At 59.9% G+C, this 25,393-nt stretch carries 20 protein-coding genes and 1 tRNA gene; 14 read left to right on the top strand and 7 right to left on the bottom strand.

Annotation, left to right across the window (positions count from 1 at the left end):
- The first annotated feature begins 291 nt into the window (after positions 1-291).
- The 6 genes from AC1DNK_RS09745 to AC1DNK_RS09720 all read left to right on the top strand — a co-directional run bounded on the left by AC1DNK_RS09745 (position 292) and on the right by AC1DNK_RS09720 (position 7,945).
- Complete coding sequence (locus tag AC1DNK_RS09745) at positions 292-2,220, top strand: methyl-accepting chemotaxis protein (RefSeq protein WP_477940692.1); 1,929 nt, start codon at positions 292-294, stop codon at positions 2,218-2,220.
- Between the two features lie 314 nt (positions 2,221-2,534).
- Positions 2,535-3,479, top strand: coding sequence for a Bug family tripartite tricarboxylate transporter substrate binding protein (locus AC1DNK_RS09740; protein ID WP_477940690.1), 945 nt, complete (start codon positions 2,535-2,537; stop codon positions 3,477-3,479).
- Positions 3,476-3,967, top strand: a complete 492-nt coding sequence (locus AC1DNK_RS09735; RefSeq protein ID WP_112516788.1) for a tripartite tricarboxylate transporter TctB family protein — start codon at positions 3,476-3,478, stop codon at positions 3,965-3,967. The genes AC1DNK_RS09740 and AC1DNK_RS09735 overlap by 4 nt, the downstream gene beginning before the upstream one ends.
- Before the next feature lie 12 nt (positions 3,968-3,979).
- Complete coding sequence (locus tag AC1DNK_RS09730) at positions 3,980-5,497, top strand: tripartite tricarboxylate transporter permease (protein ID WP_477940688.1); 1,518 nt, start codon at positions 3,980-3,982, stop codon at positions 5,495-5,497.
- A 273-nt stretch (positions 5,498-5,770) separates the two neighbouring features.
- A complete protein-coding gene (locus tag AC1DNK_RS09725) occupies positions 5,771-7,600 on the top strand; it encodes a methyl-accepting chemotaxis protein (protein ID WP_477940686.1) in 1,830 nt (609 codons plus the stop codon).
- 177 nt (positions 7,601-7,777) lie between these two features.
- Positions 7,778-7,945 carry a hypothetical protein gene (locus AC1DNK_RS09720; RefSeq protein ID WP_310297006.1) on the top strand — a complete coding sequence of 56 codons (168 nt, stop codon included), beginning with the start codon at positions 7,778-7,780 and terminating at the stop codon, positions 7,943-7,945.
- 101 nt (positions 7,946-8,046) lie between these two features.
- On the opposite strand, the gene AC1DNK_RS09715 is transcribed toward AC1DNK_RS09720, so the two are convergent.
- Complete coding sequence (locus AC1DNK_RS09715) at positions 8,047-9,144, bottom strand: DUF475 domain-containing protein (RefSeq protein WP_477940683.1); 1,098 nt, start codon at positions 9,142-9,144, stop codon at positions 8,047-8,049.
- Positions 9,145-9,543: 399 nt separating this feature from the next.
- Between AC1DNK_RS09715 and AC1DNK_RS09710 the strand changes: the two genes are divergently transcribed.
- Positions 9,544-9,780, top strand: coding sequence for a hypothetical protein (locus AC1DNK_RS09710; RefSeq protein WP_310297013.1), 237 nt, complete (start codon positions 9,544-9,546; stop codon positions 9,778-9,780).
- A gap of 61 nt (positions 9,781-9,841) precedes the next feature.
- Positions 9,842-10,006 (top strand): hypothetical protein, encoded by a 165-nt coding sequence (locus AC1DNK_RS09705; protein ID WP_477940682.1) that lies wholly within the window; start codon positions 9,842-9,844, stop codon positions 10,004-10,006.
- A gap of 50 nt (positions 10,007-10,056) precedes the next feature.
- Here AC1DNK_RS09705 and AC1DNK_RS09700 read toward each other — a convergent pair whose 3' ends face one another.
- Complete coding sequence (locus AC1DNK_RS09700; protein ID WP_477940680.1) at positions 10,057-10,563, bottom strand: MgtC/SapB family protein; 507 nt, start codon at positions 10,561-10,563, stop codon at positions 10,057-10,059.
- 60 nt (positions 10,564-10,623) lie between these two features.
- Positions 10,624-11,181: a fused DSP-PTPase phosphatase/NAD kinase-like protein gene (locus AC1DNK_RS09695; RefSeq protein ID WP_112538027.1), complete on the bottom strand. Its 558-nt coding sequence runs from the start codon at positions 11,179-11,181 to the stop codon at positions 10,624-10,626.
- A gap of 167 nt (positions 11,182-11,348) precedes the next feature.
- On the opposite strand from AC1DNK_RS09695, the gene AC1DNK_RS09690 reads away from it, so the two are divergent.
- Positions 11,349-12,038, top strand: a complete 690-nt coding sequence (locus AC1DNK_RS09690; protein ID WP_112516784.1) for a hypothetical protein — start codon at positions 11,349-11,351, stop codon at positions 12,036-12,038.
- 5 nt (positions 12,039-12,043) lie between these two features.
- On the opposite strand, the gene AC1DNK_RS09685 is transcribed toward AC1DNK_RS09690, so the two are convergent.
- Both AC1DNK_RS09685 and AC1DNK_RS09680 read right to left on the bottom strand, forming a co-directional pair.
- Positions 12,044-12,571 carry a hypothetical protein gene (locus AC1DNK_RS09685; RefSeq protein ID WP_112385547.1) on the bottom strand — a complete coding sequence of 176 codons (528 nt, stop codon included), beginning with the start codon at positions 12,569-12,571 and terminating at the stop codon, positions 12,044-12,046.
- A 178-nt stretch (positions 12,572-12,749) separates the two neighbouring features.
- The gene (locus tag AC1DNK_RS09680; RefSeq protein WP_112385546.1) at positions 12,750-12,947 is read right to left on the bottom strand and encodes a CrpP-related protein; all 198 of its coding nucleotides are present in this window, start codon (positions 12,945-12,947) and stop codon (positions 12,750-12,752) included.
- A 264-nt stretch (positions 12,948-13,211) separates the two neighbouring features.
- Between AC1DNK_RS09680 and AC1DNK_RS09675 the strand changes: the two genes are divergently transcribed.
- From AC1DNK_RS09675 to AC1DNK_RS09665, 3 genes are all read left to right on the top strand, one after another.
- Complete coding sequence (locus AC1DNK_RS09675; RefSeq protein ID WP_477940677.1) at positions 13,212-14,891, top strand: sulfatase-like hydrolase/transferase; 1,680 nt, start codon at positions 13,212-13,214, stop codon at positions 14,889-14,891.
- 137 nt (positions 14,892-15,028) lie between these two features.
- Positions 15,029-15,166: a hypothetical protein gene (locus AC1DNK_RS09670; protein WP_199628999.1), complete on the top strand. Its 138-nt coding sequence runs from the start codon at positions 15,029-15,031 to the stop codon at positions 15,164-15,166.
- A 735-nt stretch (positions 15,167-15,901) separates the two neighbouring features.
- Positions 15,902-22,189, top strand: a complete 6,288-nt coding sequence (locus AC1DNK_RS09665) for a beta strand repeat-containing protein (protein WP_477940675.1) — start codon at positions 15,902-15,904, stop codon at positions 22,187-22,189.
- 590 nt (positions 22,190-22,779) lie between these two features.
- Here the strand turns inward: AC1DNK_RS09665 and AC1DNK_RS09660 are convergent.
- Both AC1DNK_RS09660 and cpdR1 read right to left on the bottom strand, forming a co-directional pair.
- Positions 22,780-22,854: transfer RNA gene (locus tag AC1DNK_RS09660), tRNA-Val, on the bottom strand.
- 84 nt (positions 22,855-22,938) lie between these two features.
- On the bottom strand, positions 22,939-23,301 hold the full coding sequence (gene cpdR1, locus AC1DNK_RS09655) for a response regulator CpdR1 (protein WP_003542883.1): 363 nt from the start codon (positions 23,299-23,301) through the stop codon (positions 22,939-22,941).
- A 188-nt stretch (positions 23,302-23,489) separates the two neighbouring features.
- Between cpdR1 and AC1DNK_RS09650 the strand changes: the two genes are divergently transcribed.
- Positions 23,490-24,371, top strand: a complete 882-nt coding sequence (locus tag AC1DNK_RS09650) for an N-formylglutamate amidohydrolase (RefSeq protein ID WP_112385543.1) — start codon at positions 23,490-23,492, stop codon at positions 24,369-24,371.
- 248 nt (positions 24,372-24,619) lie between these two features.
- On the top strand, positions 24,620-25,393 hold the full coding sequence (gene hisN / locus AC1DNK_RS09645; protein WP_477940673.1) for a histidinol-phosphatase: 774 nt from the start codon (positions 24,620-24,622) through the stop codon (positions 25,391-25,393).

Below are 25,393 nucleotides of genomic sequence, written 5' to 3'. Positions count from 1 at the left end.
GAAGAAAATTTTACTCATTAAGTAAGAAAAACTTAGTTCGTCTGAAATCATCCGAAAATGCTGTTCTTTACATCTCTTTTTACAAATTTCGTTGTTTTCATTGTCAAATTTTCTAGTCGGCATTTAGCGAAAATTAATCGAAAACCGGTGGTTATTCTCACTATGAAACGACAGGCGCGGCGTCGTCCCGAACGGCCGTGCGGGCGGCATGATGCTGCAAGCCAATTCTCACCACACTGCCAGGAGCTATGCATCGCGGATGCCCGGTTCCCCTTTTCAGAGGTTCTTTTCATGAAGCGTCCCAACGTCAAAGCATCGATGATCGGCATATTCTCGCTGATCGCCATCCTATTTGCCCTGACGGGCTATATTTCGCTGCGCAGCCTGAGCACGTTCAACGAGAACGCCGACGATTTTGCGACCAGCTATCTGCCCGGCGTGTCCAAGGCAAACGACATCCAGCTCGCGCGTTACTCGCTGCGTGGTTCATACGGCGATTACGTCATGGGCCGTACGGAAGGTGGTGCCGATGGCTTCGTGAAGAAGATCAAGACCAAGCAGGCGGCTCTCCTGAAAGCGGTCGCCGACTTCAAGGATCAGGTTAATACCGACGCCGAGCGTGAGGCCTTCACCTCGATCGACGATACGTCCTCGAAATATGTTGCGGCTGGCGACAATCTGATCGCTCTCGTTAAGGCCGGCGAAAAGCAGAAGGCAATCGATGCCTTCGACAAGGATCTCGGTCCGATCGCCGACGAACTGGCGGCAAGCGTCGACAAGGTGGTGAAGTCCAACCAAGCCCTGGCTGCCAGCGCCGCTGCCGAAAACCGTTTGGAGTTCAGCCGCACGCTTCTGCTGCTCAGCGTCATTCTCGGCGTCAGCGCGCTGCTCGTCTGCGGTGCAGCCTATTTCGGCATTGCCGGTATCGCCAACGCCATCGGCCGTATCACCGGCGCGATGCGTTCGCTTGCCAATGGCGACACGCATCTGACGATAGCGGACGCCCATCGCGGCGATGAGATCGGCGAGATGGCAAAGGCCGTCGAGATTTTCCGTCAGGCGGCGATCGAGAACATCAAGCTGCAGAGCGATGCGGAAGCAAGCCGCGTGCAGGCCGAGGCTGACAGAGCCCGCCTGACCCGCGAAGCCGAAGCGGCCGCACAGACACGCCTGGTCGAGGCAACTGCCGGTCTCGCTTCCGGCCTCAAGCGCCTGGCGGCAGGCGATCTGAGCTTCCAGCTCAACGACGCCTTCGCGCCTGATTTCGAGCCGCTGCGTCAGGATCTGAACGATGCCGTCATGCAGCTCGGCAACACAATGAAGTCCATCGCTTCGTCGGCCGGTGCGATCGACACGGGCACCCGCGAAATCGGCAGCGGCGCCGACGATCTGTCGAAGCGCACCGAACAGCAGGCCGCCTCGCTCGAAGAAACCGCTGCGGCACTCGACGAGATCACGGTCAATGTCTCGAACTCCTCCAAGCGCGCTGACGAGGCCCGCCAGGTTGCTATCCAGGCGAATGAGAGTGCGGCACGATCCGGCCAGGTGGTTTCCAACGCCGTCAACGCCATGCAGAAGATCGAGCAGTCTTCAAACCAGATCTCCAGCATTATCGGCGTCATCGACGAGATTGCCTTCCAGACTAACCTTCTGGCTCTGAATGCCGGCGTCGAGGCGGCGCGTGCCGGTGAAGCCGGCAAGGGCTTTGCGGTCGTTGCACAGGAAGTCCGCGAGCTCGCCCAGCGCTCGGCGGAAGCTGCCAAGCAGATCAAGGACCTGATCCGCAATTCTTCGGTCGAAGTGCAGGGCGGCGTTCAGCTGGTTCGCGAAACCGGCGATGCGTTGAAGACGATTGAGAACCTGATCGTCTCGATCAACCAGCACATGGATGCGATCGCGACGTCCTCGCGTGAGCAGTCCACCGGACTGAGCGAAGTCAACAGCGCCGTCAACCAGATGGACCAGGTGACCCAGCAGAACGCCGCGATGGTCGAGGAAACCAATGCGGCCAGCGCGACACTCGCCACCGAAGCCGTCCGCCTTCGCGACCTGATCGCCAATTTCAAGCTGTCGGGCGAAAGCCATCATGCCTCGTCTTCGGACGTGGAAGCCCTGCGCCGCACCGCGTCTGCGATGGCTCGTAGTGCTCCGCGGGCACCGGCGCCGGTCTATCGCAGCCACGGCAACGCTGCCGTGCAACAGGAATGGTCTGAATTCTAAGCCGCAAAGGCAGATTTTCAGCACAGGATGACCTTACGGCCGGTCCGCGGAAATGCGGACCGGCCGCTTTCGTTTCCGGCGATGCCGAGCGAAATTGCGGCAAAAAAGTGTCATCAGCCTCTGGATGTGTGGCCGGTGTCAGCTAAATGACAGCTTCTTGTGGTGCGTTCGGACACTTCTTCTCCGTGGAGGCGGAGGAAGTTTCGGGAGGACTTGCCGTTCACGCGCGATCGATCGCTCGTTCGCCAGTGGCGTGTTCCCCGATCCCTGACAGCAATGACGCGGCATCTATCCGCGCTCAAGGAGGACACGTCTTGAAACATACATTTATTGCCACTCTCTTCGCAGCAGCCATCGCGCTGCCGGCCGCTGCGGCCGATTACACCATCATCGCTCCGGCAGCACCGGGCGGCGGCTGGGACCAGACGGCCCGTTCGCTGCAGACCGTGCTGCAGCAGGAAGGCATTTCCGGCAACGTCCAGGTACAGAACGTTCCGGGCGCTGGCGGCGCCATCGGCCTCGCGCAGTTTGCCAACCAGAGCGCCGGGAACCCGAACGCCCTGATCGTCGGCGGCTATGTCATGGTCGGCGCGCTACTGACCAACAAGTCGGCCGTGACCCTCAAGGACGTTACGCCGATCGCCCGTCTGACCGGCGAATACGAAGCCGTCGTCGTTCCTGCCTCGTCTGACATCAAGACACTTGCTGATCTCGTCACCAAGCTGAAGGCTGATCCCGGCGCTGTGTCCTGGGGCGGTGGTTCTGCCGGTGGTACCGACCACATCACGGCTGGCCTGATCGCCAAGGCATCGGGCGTCGATCCGACCAAGGTCAACTACGTTGCCTTCTCGGGTGGCGGCGAAGCGCTTGCTGCTATCCTCGGTGGCCAGGTCACCGCCGGTATTTCCAGCTACAGCGAATTCGAATCGCAGGTTAAGGCTGGCACGCTGCGCCTGCTCGCCGTTTCGAGCGATGCCCGCCTCGACGGCATCGATGCACCGACGCTGAAGGAAGCCGGTACCGATGTGACCATTCAGAACTGGCGCATGGTTGCCGCGGCTCCCGGTCTGACGGACGAAGAAGTCAAGGCGATTTCGGCTGACGTCGAAAAGCTGCATACGTCTGCTGCCTGGCAGGAAGTGCTGAAGACCAAGGGTTGGGCAGACACCTACCTCTCGGGCGATGACTTCAAGGCTCAGCTCGACAAGGACGTCGCTTCGACCGAAAGCATCCTCAAAGATATCGGACTGGTAAAATGATTGAGGGCAACACCCCCTCGGCAACGAAGCGCCGCCCTGATTGGGCGGCGCTGGCTATTGCCGTCTTTCTTTTCGCCATTGCTGGCATCATGTTCTGGGATGCCTCTCATCTCAGCGCCATCGCACAGTATGACCGTATCGGCCCATCGACCGTGCCGGAATTCGTCGCCTTCGGCCTGGCGGCTCTCGGTCTCTGGACCGTTGCCGAAGCCTGGCGTGGTGAATTTCCCGAGCGCGAAAAGCAGGAAGTACCACCCGTTCTCTGGGTGATTGCCGGTCTTGCCTGTCAGATGATCTTCCTGCGTATCGCAGGGTTCTCGATCGCGACGGGCCTGCTCTTCGCCCTGACCGCGCGCGGTTTCGGCAAGCGCCAGCTGTGGATCTCGATCCCGGTCGGCATCGTCCTGAGTTTCATCGTATGGGTGATCTTCGCCAAGCTGCTGCAGCTGACGCTGCCTGCCGGCTGGCTTGAACATCTGTTCTTCTAAGGTGCAGCCCCCATGAGCACTTTCGAATTCCTTCTGCAGGGTCTGGCTGTCGCATTTCAGCCGATGAACCTGCTCTTCGCCTTCATCGGCGTCATGCTCGGCACCGCTGTCGGCGTTCTCCCGGGCATCGGCCCGGCGCTGACCGTCGCGCTGCTGCTTCCGGCCACCTACAAGCTCGATCCGGGCGGCTCGCTGATCATGTTTGCCGGCATCTATTACGGCGGCATGTATGGCGGCTCGACGACCTCGATCCTTCTTAACACGCCAGGCGAAAGCTCGTCGATCGTCACCGCGCTCGAGGGCAACAAGATGGCCCGCGCCGGACGCGGCGGTCCGGCACTTGCCACAGCTGCCATCGGCTCCTTCGTCGCCGGCCTGATCGCCACTCTCGGCCTCGCCTTCATCGCGCCCTACATCGTCAAGCTGGCGCTGGTCTTCGGTCCGCGCGAATATTTTGCGCTGATGATACTCGCCTTCGTCACCGTCTCGTCCGCCTTCGGAGACTCGGCGTTGCGCGGTCTGACGTCGCTGTTCATCGGCTTTGCGCTCGCCATGGTCGGCATCGACCAGCAGACCGGCCAGGCGCGTCTCTCCTTCGGCATCCCGGATCTTCTCGACGGCATCGAAGTGACGACGCTTGCTGTCGCCATGTTTGCCATCGGCGAAACGCTCTATATCGCCGCTCAGGGTGACAAGGTGGCCGACAAGGTCGAGGCCGTGAAGGGCTCGCTCTGGATGACGGCTGAAGATTGGAGCCGTTCCTGGAAGGCCTGGCTACGCGGAACCGTGATCGGCTTTCCGATCGGCGCGATGCCGGCCGGTGGTGCTGAAATCGGTACCTTCCTGTCCTACGCGACCGAAAAGCGCCTTTCCAAGAACCCGGAAGAGTTCGGAAGGGGTGCCATTGAGGGCGTTGCCGGTCCTGAGGCCGCCAACAATGCTTCGGCTGCCGGTACCCTCGTGCCACTGCTGACGCTCGGTCTGCCGACGTCTGCGACCGCCGCGATCATGCTCGCCGGTTTCCAGCAGTATGGTCTGCAGCCGGGTCCGCTGCTGTTTGCCACCAACCCGCAGCTCGTCTGGGGCCTGATCGCCAGCCTGTTGCTCGCCAATGCCATGCTGCTGGTTCTCAACCTGCCGCTAATCGGTCTCTGGGTGCGTCTGCTGACGATCCCCAAGCCGTGGCTCTATGCGGGCATCCTGCTGTTTGCCACGCTCGGAACGATCGGTGCGAATCCGTCGGTATTCGAGCTCGGCATGCTGTTGGCCTTCGGCATTCTCGGCTACGTCATGCGCCTGTTCGGCTATCCGATCGCGCCTGTCGTCGTCGGCCTGATCCTCGGGCCGCTTGCCGAGCAGCAGTTGCGCCGGGCCTTGGCGATCAGCCAGGGCGATCTGACGACCCTCGTCATGTCGCCGATCGCAGCCGGCCTGCTGCTTGTCGCTGCCGCGGCATTCATCATTCCGCTGATCCTTCGCTTGCGCGGACGGGGGCAGGTCCTTTCCCAGCTCGCCGCAAACGAAGACTAACAAAAAGACGGCATCCAACCCCTACCTATGAGCCGGCCCGTGCAAACGGGCCGGTTTTTCCGTTTGATGAGACAGAAATGCGGAGCGTTGAAGAAATTCCCGCGCTCGTTGTTTCTACAATTAATAGATGAAAAGTGTTTTGTTGGGTTAATGCAGCTTTAATCCGTCGGTGCGTATCTAGAGACAATTGTATTGGATTTGACGCGGCACGGCTTCGTCTTCCCATATTGCTCAAATCGAATACTTGCGACTTTAAATTTTCAGGATACCGAGATGAAACGCCCCCGCATCAAAATGCTATTGTCAGCGATCTTCGCTGTTATCGCCCTCATGTTCGGATTGCTTGCCTGGATGTCGATCAGCGGCATGAGCACGCTGAATGGCCAGACCGAGGTGATCGCTTCCAACTGGATCCCGAAAATCGCGACCGGCAAGAGCATCGAGAGCGCTTTCTACCGTCTCGACAATGCCTATTCGACACATATTCTTGCAGGCACGCCTGAGGAGATGAAGGCAGCCGAGGCGCTGATCGCCGACCGTAACGACGCGCTAGCCAAGCAAATCGACAAATACCGGCCGCTGATCACCACCGCCAAGGGCGCGGAACTGATCAAGGCGATCGAAGGCGGCATTGCCGACTACAAGCAGGCCGCGCAGCAGATGGTGGCGCTTTCGGCAGCCGGCAAGGATGGCGAAGCGAAGGCACTGCTTTCGGGCGATATGCAGGCCAGGATGGCCAAGGCCGCCGAATACCTGAACGACCTGCTCGACTTCAATACCGCGAGCTCGGAAAAAATCCACCTGGAAGGCGCCAGCCTCTTCCAGTCGACACTGTTCATGACCTTCGCGCTGATCGCTGGATGCGCTGCCATTCTGATTGCGGCCGTCATCTTTGCGATTACCGGCATTGCCCGGCCGATCGAAGCCATCACGACGTCGATGAAGGTTCTCGCGGGTGGCAACGATGAGGCGGCCATCCCCTTCTCGGGACGTTCGGACGAAATCGGCGACATGGCGTCGGCCGTCGAAGTGTTCCGCACGAACGCGCTTGCCAACAAGCGCCTCGAACGCGAAGGCGAGCAACAGCGCCACCTGACGGAAGAGCAGCGTCTTCGCGCGGCCGAAAGCGATCGCGTGAAGGCCGAGCAGATGCGCCAGGCGACCTCCGGCCTCGGAAATGGTCTGAAGCATCTGGCGGCGGGCGATCTGTCGTTCCAGCTGGACCAGCCCTTCGCTCCGGATTTCGAAGCTCTTCGTCAGGACTTCAACACCTCGATCACGCAGCTTGCCGATGTGCTGCGTTCCGTATCCTCCAGCGCCTCGTCGATCGACAGCGGCAGCCGCGAGATCAGTCAGAGCGCCAATGACCTGTCTCAGCGCACGGAGCGTCAGGCTTCGTCGCTCGAAGAGACGGCGGCGGCTCTCGACGAGATCACCACCAACGTTGCCAATTCGTCCAAGCGTGTGGATGAGGCGAGGGCGGTTGCGGTTCAGGCAAATCAGAGCGCGTCCAAGTCCGGCGCCGTTGTGTCGGATGCGGTCCATGCGATGGAGCGGATCGAACAGTCTTCGAGCCAGATCTCCAACATCATCGGCGTCATCGACGATATCGCCTTCCAGACCAACCTTCTGGCCCTGAACGCTGGTGTCGAAGCGGCGCGTGCAGGCGAGGCCGGCAAGGGCTTTGCGGTTGTCGCGCAGGAAGTGCGTGAACTGGCGCAGCGCTCGGCGCAGGCCGCGCGCGAGATCAAGGCGCTGATCAGCGCGTCGACCGGCGAAGTCGAAGCAGGTGTACGTCTGGTTCGCGAAACGGGCAATGCGCTGACGGCGATCGGTGACTATGTCGTCACCATTAACCAGCACATGGAAGCGATCGCGACATCGACCCGCGAGCAGTCGCTCGGCCTCACGGAAGTGAATACCGCGGTCAACCAGATGGATCAGGTCACGCAGCAGAATGCAGCGATGGTCGAGGAAACGAGTGCGGCCGGTGCCACGCTGGCGCATGAAAGCGGCCGCCTTCGCGATCTGATCGCCCGCTTCAAGCTTGGGCAATCAGGCGTCCAGCAAGGCTATATGCCTGGGCGCGCCCGCGCCGCCTGACGCGCTCATAAGACAGCTTAAAGATGAAGCGAGCCCGGCCTCACAAGGCCGGGCTTTTGCGTTTTGCCCTCTGTTCAGGCATTTTTGCATGGCAGCGCTGAATTTCCGCGACTTGTGGTAGATGCTGCGCTGCATCATATGTAAGCAGTCAATAATGAAGCTAAAGCGAGAAAGACAATGTCTTACGTGAAGTCCATTCGTGAAGGTTTCCTCGGCCGTGCCTTCGCCGTTATCGGTGCCGCAAATGCAGTCAGCGCCGCAGTCGATGCAGGCCGCCGTCCGCAGGGCCGCCACCTGAAGGTGCTCGGTATCGATGCCGATGTGTTCGATCACATCCGCCGCTAACAGCCGCTGAAACCAACGCATGAAAATAGCCCGCAACCGGTTGGTCGCGGGCTTTATTTTTGTCTTGATGACTGCGGCTTGCCCCGCCGCAGTCCTGTTTACTAGGCCTCGACGCGTTCCGCGCCATGGCTGTGGGCCGGTGCCTCCAAGGCCTCGCGCCGGTTATGGCGGATCGAGGACCAGAGCGAGATGCCGATCAGCGTGGCGCCGCCAAGGCCGGTAATGACCTCAGGGATGTGATATAGCGTCTGCACGTACATGATCACCGCCAGGATCAGGATCGCGTAGAACGCGCCGTGTTCCAGATAGCGGTATTCCGTTAGCGTTCCCTTTTCGACGAGCATGATCGTCATCGAGCGCACATACATGGCGCCGATGCCGAGGCCGATCGCGATAATGAAAAGGTTCTGCGTCAACGCGAAAGCGCCGATGACGCCGTCGAACGAGAAGCTTGCATCCAGCACTTCCAGATAGATGAAGGCGCCGAGGCCGCCGCGTGCCGCCTCGCTCATCGCCCGCTGCGAGGCATCCAGCAGGCCGCCGATGACTTCGACAGCCAGGAACGTCACGAGGCCGTAGATGGCGCTATAGACGAAGGTGGTGGCTTCCTCGCCTTCCAGAAGCGACGAGAAGAGCAGGATGAGCAGGAGAACGACGGCGATCTCGATGCCCTTGATCGCCGCGCCGCGCGACATCATCCGCTCCAGTGAGCCGAGCCAGTGCACGTCCTTCTCATTGTTGAAGAAGTAGGAGAGGCCGACCATCATCAGGAAGGTGCCGCCGAAGGCTGCGATCGGCAGGTGGGCGTCATTCATGATGCGGGCATATTCGGCCGGTTCGCGAGCCGCGAGGATGATCGCGTCGATCGGGCCGATACCGGCTGCGATGACGACGATTGCCAGCGGGAAGACGATGCGCATGCCGAAGACGGCGATGATGATGCCCCAGGTCAGGAAGCGGTGCTGCCAGACCGGCGTCATCTCTTTCAGCTTGTTGGCATTGACGATGGCGTTGTCGAAAGAAAGCGAAATCTCCAGCACGGCAAGCACCGCGCAGATGAAGAAGACGGTCGCCATACCGCCGATCGTGCCCGTCGATTGCCAGCCGAGAATGGCGCCGAGTGCCAGGCCGATGGCAGTGACGATGAAGGACCAGCGGAAATATCCGAGGGTCGAAGTTTGACTGGGAGACTGGTTCATGGCCGCACCTCTTTGGCGCGGACATCGTTTTTGAACGTGGGTGTGGTGGAAGAACGCGGCATGCCAGAACGGGCATGCGCGAAAGGCATGGGGAGCTTTTTCATCGATTGAAAATCCGCCGGCTCTTTGCAGGCGGTACCGACATCACGAGAGCGCCGTAAAAACTCTCGCCAGAGGGGCCCGGCACCAGTGTTTATCCGTCGCCGATGTTTCCGCATGGGGGGCAACCACGCACATCTCTGCGACGACGGACAAACGCTTAGGTAATCAACTTGTGCAGGCAGTCAAGAGGGGCCGGATGATTGCAGCCTGACTTTCTTTGGAACCATCCCCAGGCTCGCCCGTTTGGATGAGGTTGAGCGATCAGGATGATCGCGGGCGCGATCAAAAAGGAGGCCGATGATGCAGACTTCGACCCACTCCCCCGACAAGCGAACCGAGGCTGCCGACCGCATGAAGCGGGCGAAGCCCAACCGGATGCAAAAGGCGCAGGTGCTGCCGCCGCATCAGGTCGATCTGACGCTGCCGCAGTCCCCGAGGCACGACGTTCATGTGCCCGCCCATATGAGCGGCAGCGATCTGTCGCGCGGCGGTCCTGAGATCGCAGCCGACGCCGCAAAGGCGAAAGACAAATAGGCCGGGCTACCGGAATTTGCGACTTCGCGAACAGTTTTCAAGAACGACAGGTGAGACACGAATGAAGACAAATCTTGTGCCGCAGGACATTTCGCTCAAGCACGAAGAAGAATGGCAGGCAGTCCGGACAGCCTCGGAGAAGGACGGCAAGCGTGAATCCAAGAGCTGGAACGCAGCATTTGCAGGGTCGAAACCCTCGCGTTCCGAATCCGTAAACGCGCGATAATTCATAGAAGACGATCAGACGCCCGGTATTGCCGGGCGTTTTTGCGTTTCTTATTGCTCGCCGTTGCTCTTTGAACCCTGATCACTTCCAAGTTTCTTTTCGATCTTCCCGAAGGCGTAGAGCACGCAGACGGCGGCAACCGTCGCAAAGACCGCGATCGGCCAATAGCCGAAACCCGTCGCAAGGCCGATTCCGCCCGAAAGCCACATGCCGGCACCCGTCGTCAGGCCTTTGACCCGGCCCCGGGAGAAGACGATCATCCCGGCAGCCAGGAAGGCAACACCTGCCGTGACCGCCTCGATGACGCGCAACGGGTCGATGCGAACCTGCGGATCATCGGTAAAGCCAGGCATGTGCACAGCCTCGATCGAGATGATCGCGAAGAGCGCGGCCGCAAGGCTGACGAGAATATGCGTGCGAAAGCCTGCCGGATGATCGCGGGCTTCGCGTTCGAAGCCGATCAGGCCGCCGAGGATGAAAGCACCGAAAAGGCGGGCGAAGATGACGGGGTAGTGGATGCGGGATTCCGGAAACATATCGGCGAGGACGAGGTCCATGGAAGCGGTTCTCCAGCGGTGAATTCGCTGACTAACGCAACCGCCGCCGCTTTGTTCGCGTCAGAAGCCGATCGTTTCTTCGTATTTGTCCCAGGAGCTGTACATCGCGTAGCGGCTGAGGCCCTTGATGGCGAAGTTTCCGTAGTAGGGGCTGAGCTGGAACTCAGCGGCAGATTCGCTCATCTTCTTGACCGCGCCGACATAGATCGCTGAGGCAAGGCCTGTGCGGTTGGCGCCGTGTTCGCAGTGAATGAGAAGCGGCTTGGGCGCATCTGCCATGATCTTGGCGAGCTTTTGCGCCTCCTCGATCGGTAGTTCTTTGGATGACGACATCGGAAAATCGATCAGCGTGATGCCGCGGTCTGCGGCGGCTGCCGATTCATCGCGGTACCAGCCGGTGCGCTTTTCGTTGCGAAGATTGAGGATCGTACGGATGTGATAGCGCGACGCGTATGCCTGGATGTCTTCGCCGCTTGGCTGTGCCGACCGGTAAAGCTCACCTGCAATGACCTCGTGAAAATTGCCGGTTGCCTGTCCGAGCGCCGCATGGGCGCCGATCAGGGCTGCCAATCCGAGTGCCACAGAAGCTGGCCAAGCGATAAAACGAAAATAACGCATACTTACACCGATCGATCTGGCGTCCGTCCAACCACCCAAATGGGGGCTCGATGTGACGGGCGCCACCCTATCCGGAAAAAATGTGCAGTGGAAGCCACGGGCTCCCGGCGCCAACCTTTCGGAAAGGATTGCCGTCCAATAATCCGGGCCTCACGGGATTCGGATCTATGGCGAAGACAGCGACGCGCGGCCGCAGCCGCAAACCTTCGGGACGGGGCAGGGGCGCGAGCCGCGGCGGCGGCATCATGCCATGGGCGGTGATCGGTCTTCTCGCCGTCGGCGGTATTGCCACGTACGACAATTGGAAGAGCGTCAAGCCGATGCTGGCAAAGGCTCCTGACGCTTCGATGATCACGGCGGCGATCCGCCCGGATGCGCCGAAGGCGCCTGCCGCGAAGCCGGAGCCGAAACAGATGGCGATGACGACGGTGCAGCCGCAGCGTCCCTTGCCACCGGCGGCCATTCCCGTGCCGGCGGCCCAGCCGGTCAAGGCATCGCCCGCAGACGTGCTGAGCGGCAGCGCCACCTTCGGCTATTGCGGGCAGGGCGAACACGTCAATTGCGTCGGCGACGGCGGCGTCTTCTGGTACAAGGGCGAGAAGATCGTCGTTGCCGATGCCGTTCTTCCGGATGTTTCGGCGGCGCGCTGCGAAAACGAGCGGCGCCTCGGCTTTGCTGCCAAATCGCGGCTTTTCAAGCTTTTGAACGCTGGGCCGTTCGCCATGAACGCGGCCGGCAAGGGCGCCAATGGCGGCGCTCCAAGGGTCATCTCACGGGACGGACGTTCCTTCGGCGCCCAGCTGACCACCGAGGGGCTGGCGCGCAAGCCAGGCGCAAACGGCGCCTGGTGCGCCTGATCTGATCACTTCTGCTTGGCGGGCTTCGGCTGCGGCGTTGCGGGTGCCGCGGCAGGTGCCGGCTGCACGGGCGTCTTGCCATTGGTCTGGAAGGTTGCAGCGAAGGTGCTGTCCTTGCTCTCGGCCGTGCATTCGATGGCAACCGGCTTGCCGCCGTAGGGATTGCCGAATGTGCAGCTGCCTGCAACCTTGACCTCACCCGTCATCTTCTGGCCGACGCCCGTTGTCACCATGGTCAAGGGGATCCGCGCATTTCCGTTGGAGGCCGGCTTGATCGCCTTGCCGTCGCCCTGGAAGCCCAGCATCTTGCCCTGCGCCGTGAAGATGAAGGTGACATCGCCATTTGGCAGCGCCACCGCGGCCAGCTCGTTCTTGCAGGGTTTGGACACATCGAGCTTGCCGACGACGAGCTTGGAGCATCGTCCGGCAAGGGTCGTCACACCGGCGCTCGGGAAATTCTGGGTTTGGGCATAGGCTGAAGAAGAAAGGGTCGCTGCAGACAGTGCTGCTGCGGCAATAATCAGTCGTCTCATGAGTTCAGGGGTCCTGTCATGCTGCTGGTCAGACTTTGTGACTGGCATGGTTGTGTGTCGGAATTTTGCCGTGCGCAACCCTGAAGCGCCGCAAAAAAGTGAAACGGGCCGCTACAGGGGATCGCGGCCCGTTCCAGGAAGCGGGGGCGCCTTGGCGGCAGCCGCCCTCTTTATCTTCTCAGTGCCGCCGGTTGGCGTCTTCCATCGACCAGCCGAAACGCCACGCCTCATAACGCGCATACCAGACTTCAAGGGCCGCAGCGTCCCAAATGGGCATGAATTCCGGGTGTGACATAGGGTTGTCGCTCAGCCTGTAGCCCAGGATGCGGTCACGAATGCCACGCTCCTGCATGTTCAGCAGCTCTTCGATTTCCATATGCGCGCCCTCAACCGCCGGCCCCTCAGCCGACAGGGTTAAGGAAACATTTCCATTTGCTAATGTCCAGAAATGCCAGCGTCATCCCCATTATTCACAGGATTAATCAGGACGGTCTCTTGACGCGAAATGCGCACGCGCGAGCGGATCAGTGCTACTTCTGGCAGCTATTTCATTCCCGAATTTAACCCTAACGCGACAATCGAATGGATACACGCGCGTACCGCAATTATAAATCCGACGGTGCTTATATGAGGGGTTTCGATGCGCGGTACATTTGCGAAAGCCATCCGGTTTATCCTGCACCCGGTTTGCCTGCTGATTGCGGCGGCGCTCTTCTTCGCATTGGTCCGCTATCTCGACACGCGCTGGCGCTTCATGCCTTACACGTTCTCGATCACGCTCGTCATTGCTGCGGCGCTGTTTCTGGTCTCGCGGCGATATGCATTCTCGCTCTATGCGGCGGGTTCGGTGGTTGTGCTGATCGCGCTGGCTTCGCTGGTCAAATACGACCTCAAAGGTTTTGCGCTTCACTACTATGATCTGATCTTCACCGGCGCCGACAAATCCGCGGTGAGTTTCCTCGCGTCAAACTACACCGGCATTCTGATCTCGGCGATCTGCATCCTTCTCGCGGTCATCGTATGCCTTGTCCTGATCTTTGCTTTCGACAGTCCTCTGCGGCTGAACGTCAGGTGGCGCGCGGCTGGTCTGGCGGGGGTTCTGCCCTTGACCTATCTGACCTTCCCGCCTGCCGTTGCCGATCAGCCGGCCTACCTGCCCTATATTTCCGGCTACAACGCATCGTCCTTCTTCATCTCGCTCGCTGACATCCGCTATCCATTCGGCAGGATTGAGCTTTCCAATCACGTGGAAGCAGCTGAGACGCGGGCGATGGATGCCTCTGTGGATTGCGGCACGAAGCGCCCCGACGTCGTTCTGGTGCTCAGCGAAAGCCAGACGGACCTCGCGAACTTTCCGCAAATCAACGCCCCGGCAGAAACGCTGGCGTCGTTTCGCTCGCAGGACGGCGTTGTTCGTCCGCTTTATGTCGAGACCTATGGCGGCGGCACCTGGGTTACCAACTTTGCTGTGATGACCGGGCTGTCGGCGACGGATTTCGGCTGGCAGTCATCCTATGTGACGCAGCTGATGGCCGGCAAGATCAAGGGCAGCTTTCCGGAGACGCTCGCCAAATGCGGCTACCGCACCGTGACCGTCATGCCGATGGAATACAACTTCGTCAACGAAGGACCCTTCCTGACGTCGATCGGCTTCCAGGATATTTATGACATGAAGGCGATCGGCACCAAAGCCGAAGCGGAGGATGACCGGCCGTATTTCGATTTTGCCCGGAAGATCATCGCCGAGGAGCGCGCGAAGGACGACCGGCCGCTGCTGATCGCGATTCAGACGATGATGACGCATGGTCCCTACGACAAGCCGATCGTGCCGTCTTCCCTGGTCGCCGAGGCGAAGTATTCCGACGATGCCAAGGCGAACGAATATGTTCGGCGCGTCATTGCCGCCCGCAAGGAAGTCGCATCGTTCATCGATAGCCTGCGCGTCTCCCCGGGCAGCCGCGGCACTGTGGTGATGGAATATGGCGATCACCAATCCGAAGCGACCCGCCCGTTCGTCGAAGAATCACTTGCGGGTGAGCCCATGCTCTCCGACTTCCGCTCGATCGCCTACCGCACCTTCGTCAGCATTCATGGCTTCGGCACGCCTGTCGACATGACGCCGTTCGCGCGGCCGCTCGATATCGGCTTTTTGTCATCAGCGCTTGCAGAAGCAGCGCAATTGCCGTCGTCACCATTGATCCGGGACCTGCAATCGCTGCGTAAGACGTGTGGCGGGCGGTATCACACCTGCCCGGAAAGAAGCCTTGTCGATGCCCATCTCAGCATGCGGGCGAATGCCGGAATGCTGGTTTTGCGGTGAGTTTTCTTCATCTCTAATGTTGTAAAAATATCGTTAAAATTGCCCATAACAAGTTTTTGTTCATCTGCCGTTCAGAAAACTGTTTGGGAAAAGCACAGAGTGGCGCACACTCCTCCTTGTGAATAAGGAGATAGTGCATGATTCGATTGACCGCGGCTCTGACGCTGTTCTCAGTCTATGCGTTTACGATGTTCTTCATCGCATCCATTCCTGAGACCCCGTACCTGCAAACCGCAGCAACGACGATAACCGAAGACGCATCGCTTACGAAGTGAGTTGGGCGTAAAGGGCAGGCTTGGGGGCAAGCCTTTATGCAGGGTGGTGGCGTAAATGATACGCTGCCCTGCGGGGTGGGTTTTTATTGTGCTGGCATCGGGCACAATTTTTCAGTGTCGCTGGCGGCACTGCAAACGCGTCTTGGGCGCGCCTTCACAAACAGCGCGATAGACTTCCGCGGATAGTTGAAATGGCTGTTATTCAAGTCATTTGCTGCTTCGCGGGTAAGCGCGGTGCGTTTTTCTCCGAGATCATCAGCAATCCACGCAGAATAAGGTCTTGCCTGGGTTTGATTCGTAGCTGCTGCCGGCAGCGATCTGTCTGTTCTGGGACCGCGCCGTGAATAAAGGGTGATTTTCCGCTTTCTTGTATCTCGAAACGACACATAACTTAACGGCAATAATGGTACATTAACTTATAATTAGTGCTTCCAGCATAATTCTTCCCTCGGTCAATGACGAATCCCTTCGTCTAGGCTCAACGATGTTCGGGTTTGGTCCTGTCGAATGTCGAGGTTTAGGAAACGGTTGCTTTAAGCGCCGTGCGCATGATGCCTTGTCCTAAACATTAGCTCCCTCGAGCGATGTCTTCCGAAATATTTTGTCTATGCGTCTCGGCCATGCAGTGTGCACGGCGCGAACCCTCCGGCTATGGCTTGGAGCGCGCCAGCTTTTGCTACCGGGATGCGAGACGAAAGACACCGTCACCGCTAACGCCAGTGCAAGGGCAATTTCATGACCTCGATCGTTTCCTCTCTTTCTAATACCCAGATCAAAGCTCTGTCTGCAAAGACCATCAAGGCGTTCTCGGCTGAGGATGTCGCAACGCTTTCCGCAGATCAGCTCAAGATTTTCAACAAAGACCAGATATCTGCCCTTGAGGCCGAAGATATCGAAGCGCTCGATTCCACACAGCTCGGCGCGATTTCGACGACCGCTATCGCAGGCCTGAAGCCGGAACTGCTTGCTGCACTCGATGCCACGAAGATCGGTGCTCTCGGAAACGCCCAGATCGCGGCGTTCAGCGCCACGCAGATTGCTGCTCTTACCCCGGATCAGATCGAAGGCCTTACAGCCGACCAGATCAAGGGCCTGAACGCGACGCAGATCGGCTCGATCAGCGCTGACGACATCAAAAAGTTTTCGGCTGACGAAGTCGGCGCCATCGGCGCAAAGGCAATCGGCGGCCTGAAGAACGAAGCCATCGCCGTGCTCAGCGATGACCAGATCGGCAAGCTCAGCGCCGACCAGCTCAAGCAGGTCACGACCAAGCAGATCACCGCCTTCACGTCTGGCCAGCTTGCCAAATTCACCGATGATCAGATCGGCGCATTGTCGGCAGCCCAAGTCGGCGCACTCTCCAACGACCAGATCGGTGGCCTGACTGCCGGTCAGATTGGCAAGCTCAGCAACGCTGCTGTCGCCGGTCTCAAGGCTACGCAGATCACGGCGATGACCGCCGATCAGGTTGCCGGCATCACGGCAGGCCAGAGCGCTCTGCTGAGCGCCGCGCAGGTTGCGGGCTTCAGCGCCACGAACATCACCAAGCTGACCGACGATGCAGTTGCTGGTTTGGCCGCCAAGGCGGTCCCTGGCCTGAAGAATGAAGCCATCGCCGTCCTCAGCGAAAGCCAGGTCGGCAAGCTCAGCACCGACCAGCTCAAGCAGGTCACCACTAAGCAGATCACTGCCTTCACGTCTGGCCAGCTTGCCAAGTTCACCGATGATCAGATCGGCGCATTGTCGGCTGCCCAGGTCGGCGCGCTCACCAACGACCAGATCGGTGGTCTGACTGCCGGTCAGATCGGCAAGCTCAGCAATGCTGCTGTCGCTGGCCTCAAGGCCACGCAGATCACGGCGATGACTGCAGACCAGGTTGCCGGTATCACCGCAGGCCAGAGCGCTCTGCTGACGGCTGCGCAGGTTGCAGGCTTCAGCGCCACGAACATCACCAAGCTGACCGACGATGCGGTTGCTGGCCTGACCACGAAGGCTCTCCCGAGCCTGAAGAACGAAGCGATCGCTGTTCTCAGCGACAGCCAGATCGGCAAGCTCAGCGTCGACCAGATCAAGGTGATGACGCCGAAGCAGGTTACTGCCTTCACGTCTGGCCAGCTCGGCAAGTTCACCGACGATCAGATGGGTGCGCTGACGGCAGCCCAGGTCGGCTCTCTCTCTGACGCGCAGATCACCGGTCTTTCGGCTGCTCAGATCGGCAAGCTCAGCAATGCTGCTGTCGGCGGTCTGAAGGCAACGCAGATCAGCGGCATGTCTGACACGCAGCTCGAAGGTCTGAGCGTTGCTCAGGCTGGCGCACTGACGGCGGCCCAGGTCGGTGCTCTCAGTGCCGATGACATTAAGAAGTTCTCCGACGACGAAATTGCTGCCCTCAGCCCCAAGGCAATCCCTGGCCTGAAGAACGAAGCAATTGCGGCTCTCACCGAAAGCCAGGTCGGCAAGCTCAGCACCGACCAGCTCAAGCAGGTTACCACCAAGCAGATCACTGCCTTCACGTCTGGCCAGCTTGCAAAGTTCACCGATGATCAGATCGGCGCATTGTCGGCTGCCCAGGTCGGCGCACTCACCAACGACCAGATCGGCGGCCTGACTGCCGGTCAGATCGGCAAGCTCAGCAATGCTGCTGTCGCTGGCCTCAAGGCTACGCAGATCACGGCGATGACTGCAGATCAGGTTGCCGGCATCACCGCAGGCCAGAGCGCTCTGCTGACGGCTGCGCAGGTTGCTGGCTTCAGCGCCACGAACATCACCAAGCTGACCGACGACGCGGTTGCTGGCCTGACAACGAAGGCTCTCCCGAGCCTGAAGAACGAAGCGATCGCTGTTCTCAGCGAAAGCCAGATCGGCAAGCTCAGCGCCGACCAGATCAAGGTAATGACGCCGAAGCAGGTTACCGCCTTCACGGCTGGCCAGCTTGGCAAGTTCACCGACGATCAGATGGGTGCTCTGACGGCAGCCCAGGTCGGCTCTCTCTCCGACACGCAGATTGTCGGTCTCTCGGCTGCTCAGATCGGCAAGCTCAGCAACGCTGCTGTCGGTGGTCTGAAGGCATCGCAGATCAGCGGCATGAGCGACATGCAGCTCGAAGGTCTGAGCGTTGCTCAGGCTGGCGCACTGACGGCGGCCCAGGTCGGTGCTCTGAGTGCCGATGACATCAAGAAGTTCTCCGACGACGAAATCGCTGCCCTCAGCCCGAAGGCGATCCCCGGTCTGAGCAATGAGGCAATTGCCGCTCTCACCGAAAGCCAGGTTGGCAAGCTCAGCACGGACCAGCTCAAGCAGGTCACCACCAAGCAGATCACTGCCTTCGCGTCTGGCCAGCTTGCCAAATTCACCGATGATCAGATTGGCGCATTGTCGGCTGCCCAGGTCGGCTCGCTCACCAACGACCAGATCGGTGGCCTGACCGCCGGTCAGATCGGCAAGCTCAGCAATGCTGCTGTCGCTGGTCTGAAGGCAAGCCAGATCACGGCGATGACCGCCGATCAGGTTGCCGGCATCACTGCAGGCCAGAGCGCTCTGTTGACAGTTGTGCAGGCCGCGGGCTTCAGCGCCACGAACATCACCAAGCTGACGGACGATGCAGTTGCGGGTCTCAGCACCAAGGCGGTTCCTGGCCTGAAGAACGAAGCGATCGCTGTCCTCAGCGAAAGTCAGGTCGGCAAGCTCAGCGCCGACCAGCTCAAGCAGGTCACGACCAAGCAGATCACCGCCTTCACATCTGGCCAGCTTGCAAAGTTCACCGATGATCAGATCGGCGCATTGTCGGCTGCCCAGGTCGGCGCACTCACCAACGACCAGATCGGTGGCCTGACTGCCGGTCAGATCGGCAAGCTCAGCAATGCTGCTGTTGCTGGCCTCAAGGCTACGCAGATCACGGCGATGACTGCCGATCAGGTTGCCGGCATCACCGCAGGCCAGAGCGCTCTGCTGACGGCTGCACAGGTTGCAGGCTTCAGCGCCACGAACATCACCAAGCTGACCGACGACGCGGTTGCTGGCCTGACCGCCAAGGCGGTCCCTGGCCTGAAGAATGAAGCCATCGCCGTCCTCAGCGAAAGCCAGGTCGGCAAGCTCAGCACGGACCAGCTCAAGCAGGTCACGACCAAGCAGATCACTGCCTTCACGTCTGGCCAGCTTGCCAAATTCACCGATGATCAGATCGGTGCATTGTCGGCAGCCCAGGTCGGCTCGCTCACCAACGACCAGATCGGTGGCCTGACTGCCGGTCAGATCGGCAAGCTCAGCAACGCTGCTGTCGCTGGTCTGAAGGCAAGCCAGATCACGGCGATGACGGCAGATCAGGTTGCCGGTATCACCGCAGGTCAGAGCGCTCTGCTGAACACTGCCCAGGTCGCAGGCTTCAGCGCCACGAACGTGACGAAGCTGACCGACGACGCGGTTGCCGGGATATCCGCCAAGGCGATTGGTGGTCTTACCAACGAAGCGATCGCAGTCCTCAGCGACAGCCAGATCGGCAAGCTCAGCGCCGACCAGATCAAGGTGATGACGCCGAAGCAGGTTACCGCCTTCACGGCTGGCCAGCTTGGCAAGTTCACCGACGATCAGATGGGTGCTCTGACGGCAGCCCAGGTCGGCTCTCTCTCCGACACGCAGATCGTCGGTCTCTCGGCCGCTCAGATTGGCAAGCTCAGCAACGCTGCAGTGGGCGGTCTGAAGGCAACGCAGATCAGCGGTATGTCTGACACGCAGCTTGAAGGTCTGAGCGTTGCTCAGGCTGGCGCACTGACGGCAGCCCAGGTCGGCGCTCTGAGTGCCGATGACATCAAGAAGTTCTCCGACGACGAAATCGGAGCGATTGGCGTAAAGTCGATCAACGGCCTGAAGAACGAGGCAATCGCTGCCCTTACCGAAAGCCAGATCGGCAAGCTGACGACCGGCCAGATCTCCGGTCTGCTGTCGACGCAGGTTGCGAGCTTCACGGCTGCTCAGCTTGGCAAGTTCACCGACGACCAGATCGGCGCACTCTCCGCCGCTCAGGTTGGTGCACTGACCAACGACCAAATCGGCGGTCTTTCCGCCGGTCAGATCGGCAAGCTCAGCAACACGGCCGTCACCGGCCTCAAGGCAAGCCAGATCACGGCGATGACGGCAGATCAGGTTGCCGGCATCACCGCAGGCCAGAGCGCTCTTCTGACCGGTGCGCAGGTTGCTGGCTTCACTGCCACGAACGTTACGAAGCTGACCGATGATGCGGTTGCGGGCCTGACCGCCAAGGCAATCCCGAGCCTGACGAACGACGCGATCGCTGTCCTCAGCGAAAGCCAGGTCGGCAAGCTCAGCACCGACCAGCTCAAGGCGATGACGCCGAAGCAGGTCAGCGGCTTCACTGCCACCCAGCTCGGCAAGTTCACCGACGACCAGATCAGTGCGCTCTCCGCAACTCAGGTCGGCGCGCTGACCGATACGCAGATCGGTGGCCTCTCGGCCGGTCAGATCGGCAAGATCAGCAACACGGCAGTCACCGGTCTCAAGGCCACGCAGATCACGGCGATGAGCGCCGATCAGGTTGCCGGCATCACCGCTGACCAGAGTGCTCTGCTGACAGCTGCGCAGGTTGGTGGCTTCAGCGCCACGAACGTGACGAAGCTGACCGACAACGCAGTGGCCGGCCTGACCGCCAAGGCGATCCCTGGCCTGAAGAACGAAGCGATCGCTGTTCTCAGCGACAGCCAGATCGGCAAGCTCAGCGCCGATCAGATCAAGGCTGTGACAACGCAGCAGATCGCCGGCTTCACGGCTGGCCAGCTCGGCAAGTTCACCGACGATCAGATGGGTGCTCTGACGGCTGCTCAGGTCGGCGCACTCTCCGACACGCAGATCGCCGGTCTCTCGGCTGCCCAGATCGGCAAGCTCAGCAACGCTGCAGTGGGTGGTCTGAAGGCAACCCAGATCAGCGGCATGACCGACGTACAGCTCGAAGGCGTCAGCACGTCCCAGGCCGCTGTGCTGACTGCAGCCCAGGTCGGTGCCCTGAGCGCTGACGACATCAAGAAGTTCTCCGATGACGACATCGGGGCGATCACGGCGAAGTCGATCAACGGTCTGAAGGCCGATGCCATTGCCGCTCTCAGCGATAGCCAGATCGGCAAGCTCAGCGCGGACCAGATCTCCGGTCTGCTGTCGACGCAGGTTGCCAGCTTCACGGCTGCTCAGCTCGGCAAGTTCAGTGACGACCAGATCGGCGCACTTTCCGCCGCTCAGGTTGGTGCTCTGACCAACGACCAGATTGGCGGTCTCTCTGCCGGTCAGATCGGCAAGCTCAGCAACGCGGCTGTAGCGGGTCTGAAGGCAAGCCAGATCACGGCGATGAGCGCCGATCAGGTTGCCGGCATCACTACAGGCCAGGCAGGTCTCCTGACTGCTCTGCAGGTCGCTGGCTTCAGCGCCACGAACGTCACCAAACTGACGGACGACGCGGTTGCCGCGATCGGCACCAAGTCGATCGGTGGTCTGAAGACCGACGCGATCGGTGTTCTCAGCGACAGCCAGATCGGCAAGCTGAGCGCTGATCAGATCAAGTCGATCACGACACAGCAGATCGCCGGCTTCAAGGCTGCTCAGCTCGGCAAGTTCACCGACGACCAGCTCGGTGCACTCTCCGCTGCCCAGGTCGGCGCACTGAGCAACGATCAGATCGCGGGTCTCTCCGCGGCTCAGATCGGCAAGCTCAGCGACACGGCGATCACCGGTCTCAAGGCGACGCAGATCACCTCGATGAGCACCGCTCAGATCGAAGGGATCACGCTGTCGCAGACCGCCAAGCTGAACGCTGCACAGATCGGTGCCATGGCGCCGGAAGGGGTCGCGAAGTTCTCGGTCGACGAGATCGCCGCAATCGACGTCAGCGCGATCAAGGGACTGTCTGCGGACGACATCACGGCTTTGGACAAGGATCACGCCAACGCCTTCACCACTCCGCAGATCCAGGCAATGAACGACGATCAGCTGGCAGCCGTCGTGGCCGCCTACAACGCAGCCTAAGACGCAAGGGAGAGTGGCCTGACGGCCACGCTTCACCGGCTTAACGCAATCGGGCCCGCAGCTTTGCGGGCCCTTTTCATTTTCCGGCCTCCAACCTCGCGCAGGGCAACAAGCTGCCGCCAGTTCGCTCCGAGACCATGCCGCGAATCATCATTGCCGTCCGATTCGCGTCGGCTGTTTTATGTGCAGGAAGTGTGCCGCCGGCTGGGCCCGGTCATTCCGATTTTTCAACGGCCATAAAATGCCCAGAGAAGGCCTTGGGCGAGAGATAACAGTCTTGTGCTGTTGCGCCCTGGCTGCATCAGCGAGCGCGTCGTGAAGGTTCTCTAGAGGCTTTCGCTTGCGTCAAAGATTGGGTCGAGCAAATAGCAGCGATCGCCATGGCGTATTTCAGGGCATGCTTCTTAATTCGACTGAGAACCATACCGCAGTTTCCCCTGCGGTCGCTCGCGGCAGACGCGGGAAATGGCAGTCCTGCAGAAAGCAGCGGCGTGGGAGATTTTGTGAGAAAACTTAGCCGGCTTTGAGGGAGGCTAAAATCACCAATCAGCGGCTTGGTGAAAATCCTCTAATAAATCAAGAGGATCGGATGGTGGGCGTGACAGGGATTGAACCTGTGACCCCTACGATGTCAACGTAGTGCTCTCCCGCTGAGCTACACGCCCATCCGATGGCGGCGCATAGATCACAAAACCTTTGGGGCCGTCAATAGGCTTTTTTGAAGTTTTGTGACCTGACGCCTGCAAGCCTTATGCGGCAAGCATTTTGTTCACTTCGTCGACGAGATCGCGGAGGTGGAAAGGCTTGGAAAGGACCTTTGCATCCTTCGGTGCCTTCGAATCAGGGTTCAGTGCCACGGCAGCAAAACCGGTGATGAACATGACCTTGAGGTCCGGATCGAGTTCGGTCGCGCGGCGCGCGAGTTCGATGCCGTCCATTTCAGGCATGACGATGTCGGTCAGCAGAAGCGAAAAGGGCTCTTCGCGGAGCCGGTCATAGGCGCTTGCGCCGTTGTCGTAGGACAGAACCTTGTAGCCTGCCTTTTCGAGCGCCTTCACGAGGAAGCGGCGCATGTCGTTGTCGTCTTCTGCAAGCAGTATCTTCTGAGTCATTATCCAGACCGCTGGTGAGATGAATTTTTATGGGAGGCTCCAGCCAATACACTAGTCCTTCCCCGGTAAACAACCGGTGAAGTGACCACCCGTGGCTGTCATCCCCTGTACATAGTATGGACTTGCGGCCGGGCAACTGGCAACATGGGGCAAGCAAGCCTCGAACGACATGGTTAAGAGGGTAGAAGGTGCCTGAAATCCGCGAATACGAGCTTTTTGAGATACGTGAGCCCGTGTCGCAGACCATTCCCTTCGTTTACAATTCCCCCCATAGCGGCCGCATTTATCCACCGGAATTTATCGCCCAGTCGCGTCTTCAGGGCATTTCGATCCGCCGCTCGGAGGATCACTACGTCGATGAACTGTTCTCGGCGGCGAGCCTGCTCGGTGCGCCGCTGCTGCTCGCAAACTTCCCGCGGGCCTATCTCGACGTTAACCGTGAACCCTATGAACTCGATCCGCGAATGTTCGACGGGCTTCTGCCGTCCTATGCGAACATCAATTCGCTGCGCGTCGCAGGCGGTCTCGGAACCATCCCGCGCATCGTCGCCGAGAATATGGAAATCTATGCGCGGCGGATTCCGGTCCAGGAAGGGCTTGATCGCGTCGAGAGCGTCTACAAGCCCTATCACGCCGCACTGCGGCGGCTGATTGCCCGTACCCATGTGCAGTTCGGCTTCGGGGTGTTGATCGATTGCCACTCGATGCCTGGAAATGTGCGGGTTGCAGGCAGCAACCAACGGCCGGATTTCATCATCGGCGACCGCTACGGAACGTCGGCCTCCGCCGAACTATCGCGAACCGCAATCAGCATCTTCGAAGAGATGGGCTTCACGGCCATTCGCAACAAGCCCTATGCCGGCGGCTTCATCACTGAGCATTATGGGCGCCCGTCGAGGGGTTTGCATGCGCTGCAGATCGAGGTCAACCGCTCGATCTACGTCGATGAGGTCACGCTGGAAAAGCGGGCTGATTTCCCTGTGATCGCCAATGCAGTGACGAGCTTCATGCGGCAGATGGCGGATTACGTGCAGCGTTTTGCTGACGATACGGCGCTAGCGGCTGAATAACTCCCTGGCAATACTCAAAAAAAACCGCGCTCTGCAGCGCGGCTAAGTCTAGGGAGGAAACACCCAAGGAGGGTATTTACAGTCAGAAGACTGTAAGAAGAAGCTACTATTGCGCTGCACAATCGTCAAGCAAAATATTGCAGTGCAAAATAATTAGGCAGATAAAGATCGATTGCCTGAAGTGTTTGCATTTTAACGCAGTTTCGCTATGAAAAGCGCCAATCCCGAGGCCAGAAACGGATCCGCCAATGCTCCCCGACCGCTCGTTCTTCAATCGTCTGGCCGAAGCGGCCAAGGCCGAAACGCTTCCGCGCTTCCGCTCCGGCCTTGATGTCACCAACAAACTCGCCAGCGGGTTCGACCCGGTCACCGAGGGCGACCAGGCGGCGGAAGCTGCGATCCGCAAGCTGATCGAGGCGCATTATCCCGAACACGGCATCCTGGGCGAGGAGCACGGCAGCGTCGGTCTCGACCGGGAATATGTCTGGGTCATCGATCCGATCGATGGCACGCGGGCCTTCATATCGGGCGTACCCGTCTGGGGCACGCTGATCGGCCTGCAGCAAAATGGCCAAGCCATCATGGGCATGATCGAGCAGCCGTTCACCGGAGAGCGCTATTTCGCCGACCAGAGCGGTTCGTTCTACACCGGGCCGGAAGGCGACCGGCAGCTCAAGGTGCGCGATTGCGATGCGCTTTCCAACGCCATCCTGTTTACCACCTCGCCGCATCTCTTCACCGGCAGCGATATGGACAAGTACCGGGAGATCGAAAGCCAGGTGCGGTTGTTCCGCTATGGCTGCGATTGCTACGCCTATGCGCTGCTTGCGGCCGGGCATATCGATCTCGTGATCGAAAACAGCCTGAAGCCCTACGACGTCGGCGGCATCATTCCCGTCGTCGAGAAGGCGGGCGGTATCATGACGACCTGGGACGGCGGGCGGCCGGAAAACGGCGGCTCGATTATCGCCGCCGGCAGCCGGGCTGTCTACCAACAGGCGATCGCCATCCTGCAGCGCTAG

This window comes from Rhizobium sp. 01N424 (genome assembly GCF_056399485.1).
The sequence above is the reverse complement of the archived record's forward strand: the minus strand, read 5'-3'. Positions and strand labels throughout refer to the sequence as shown.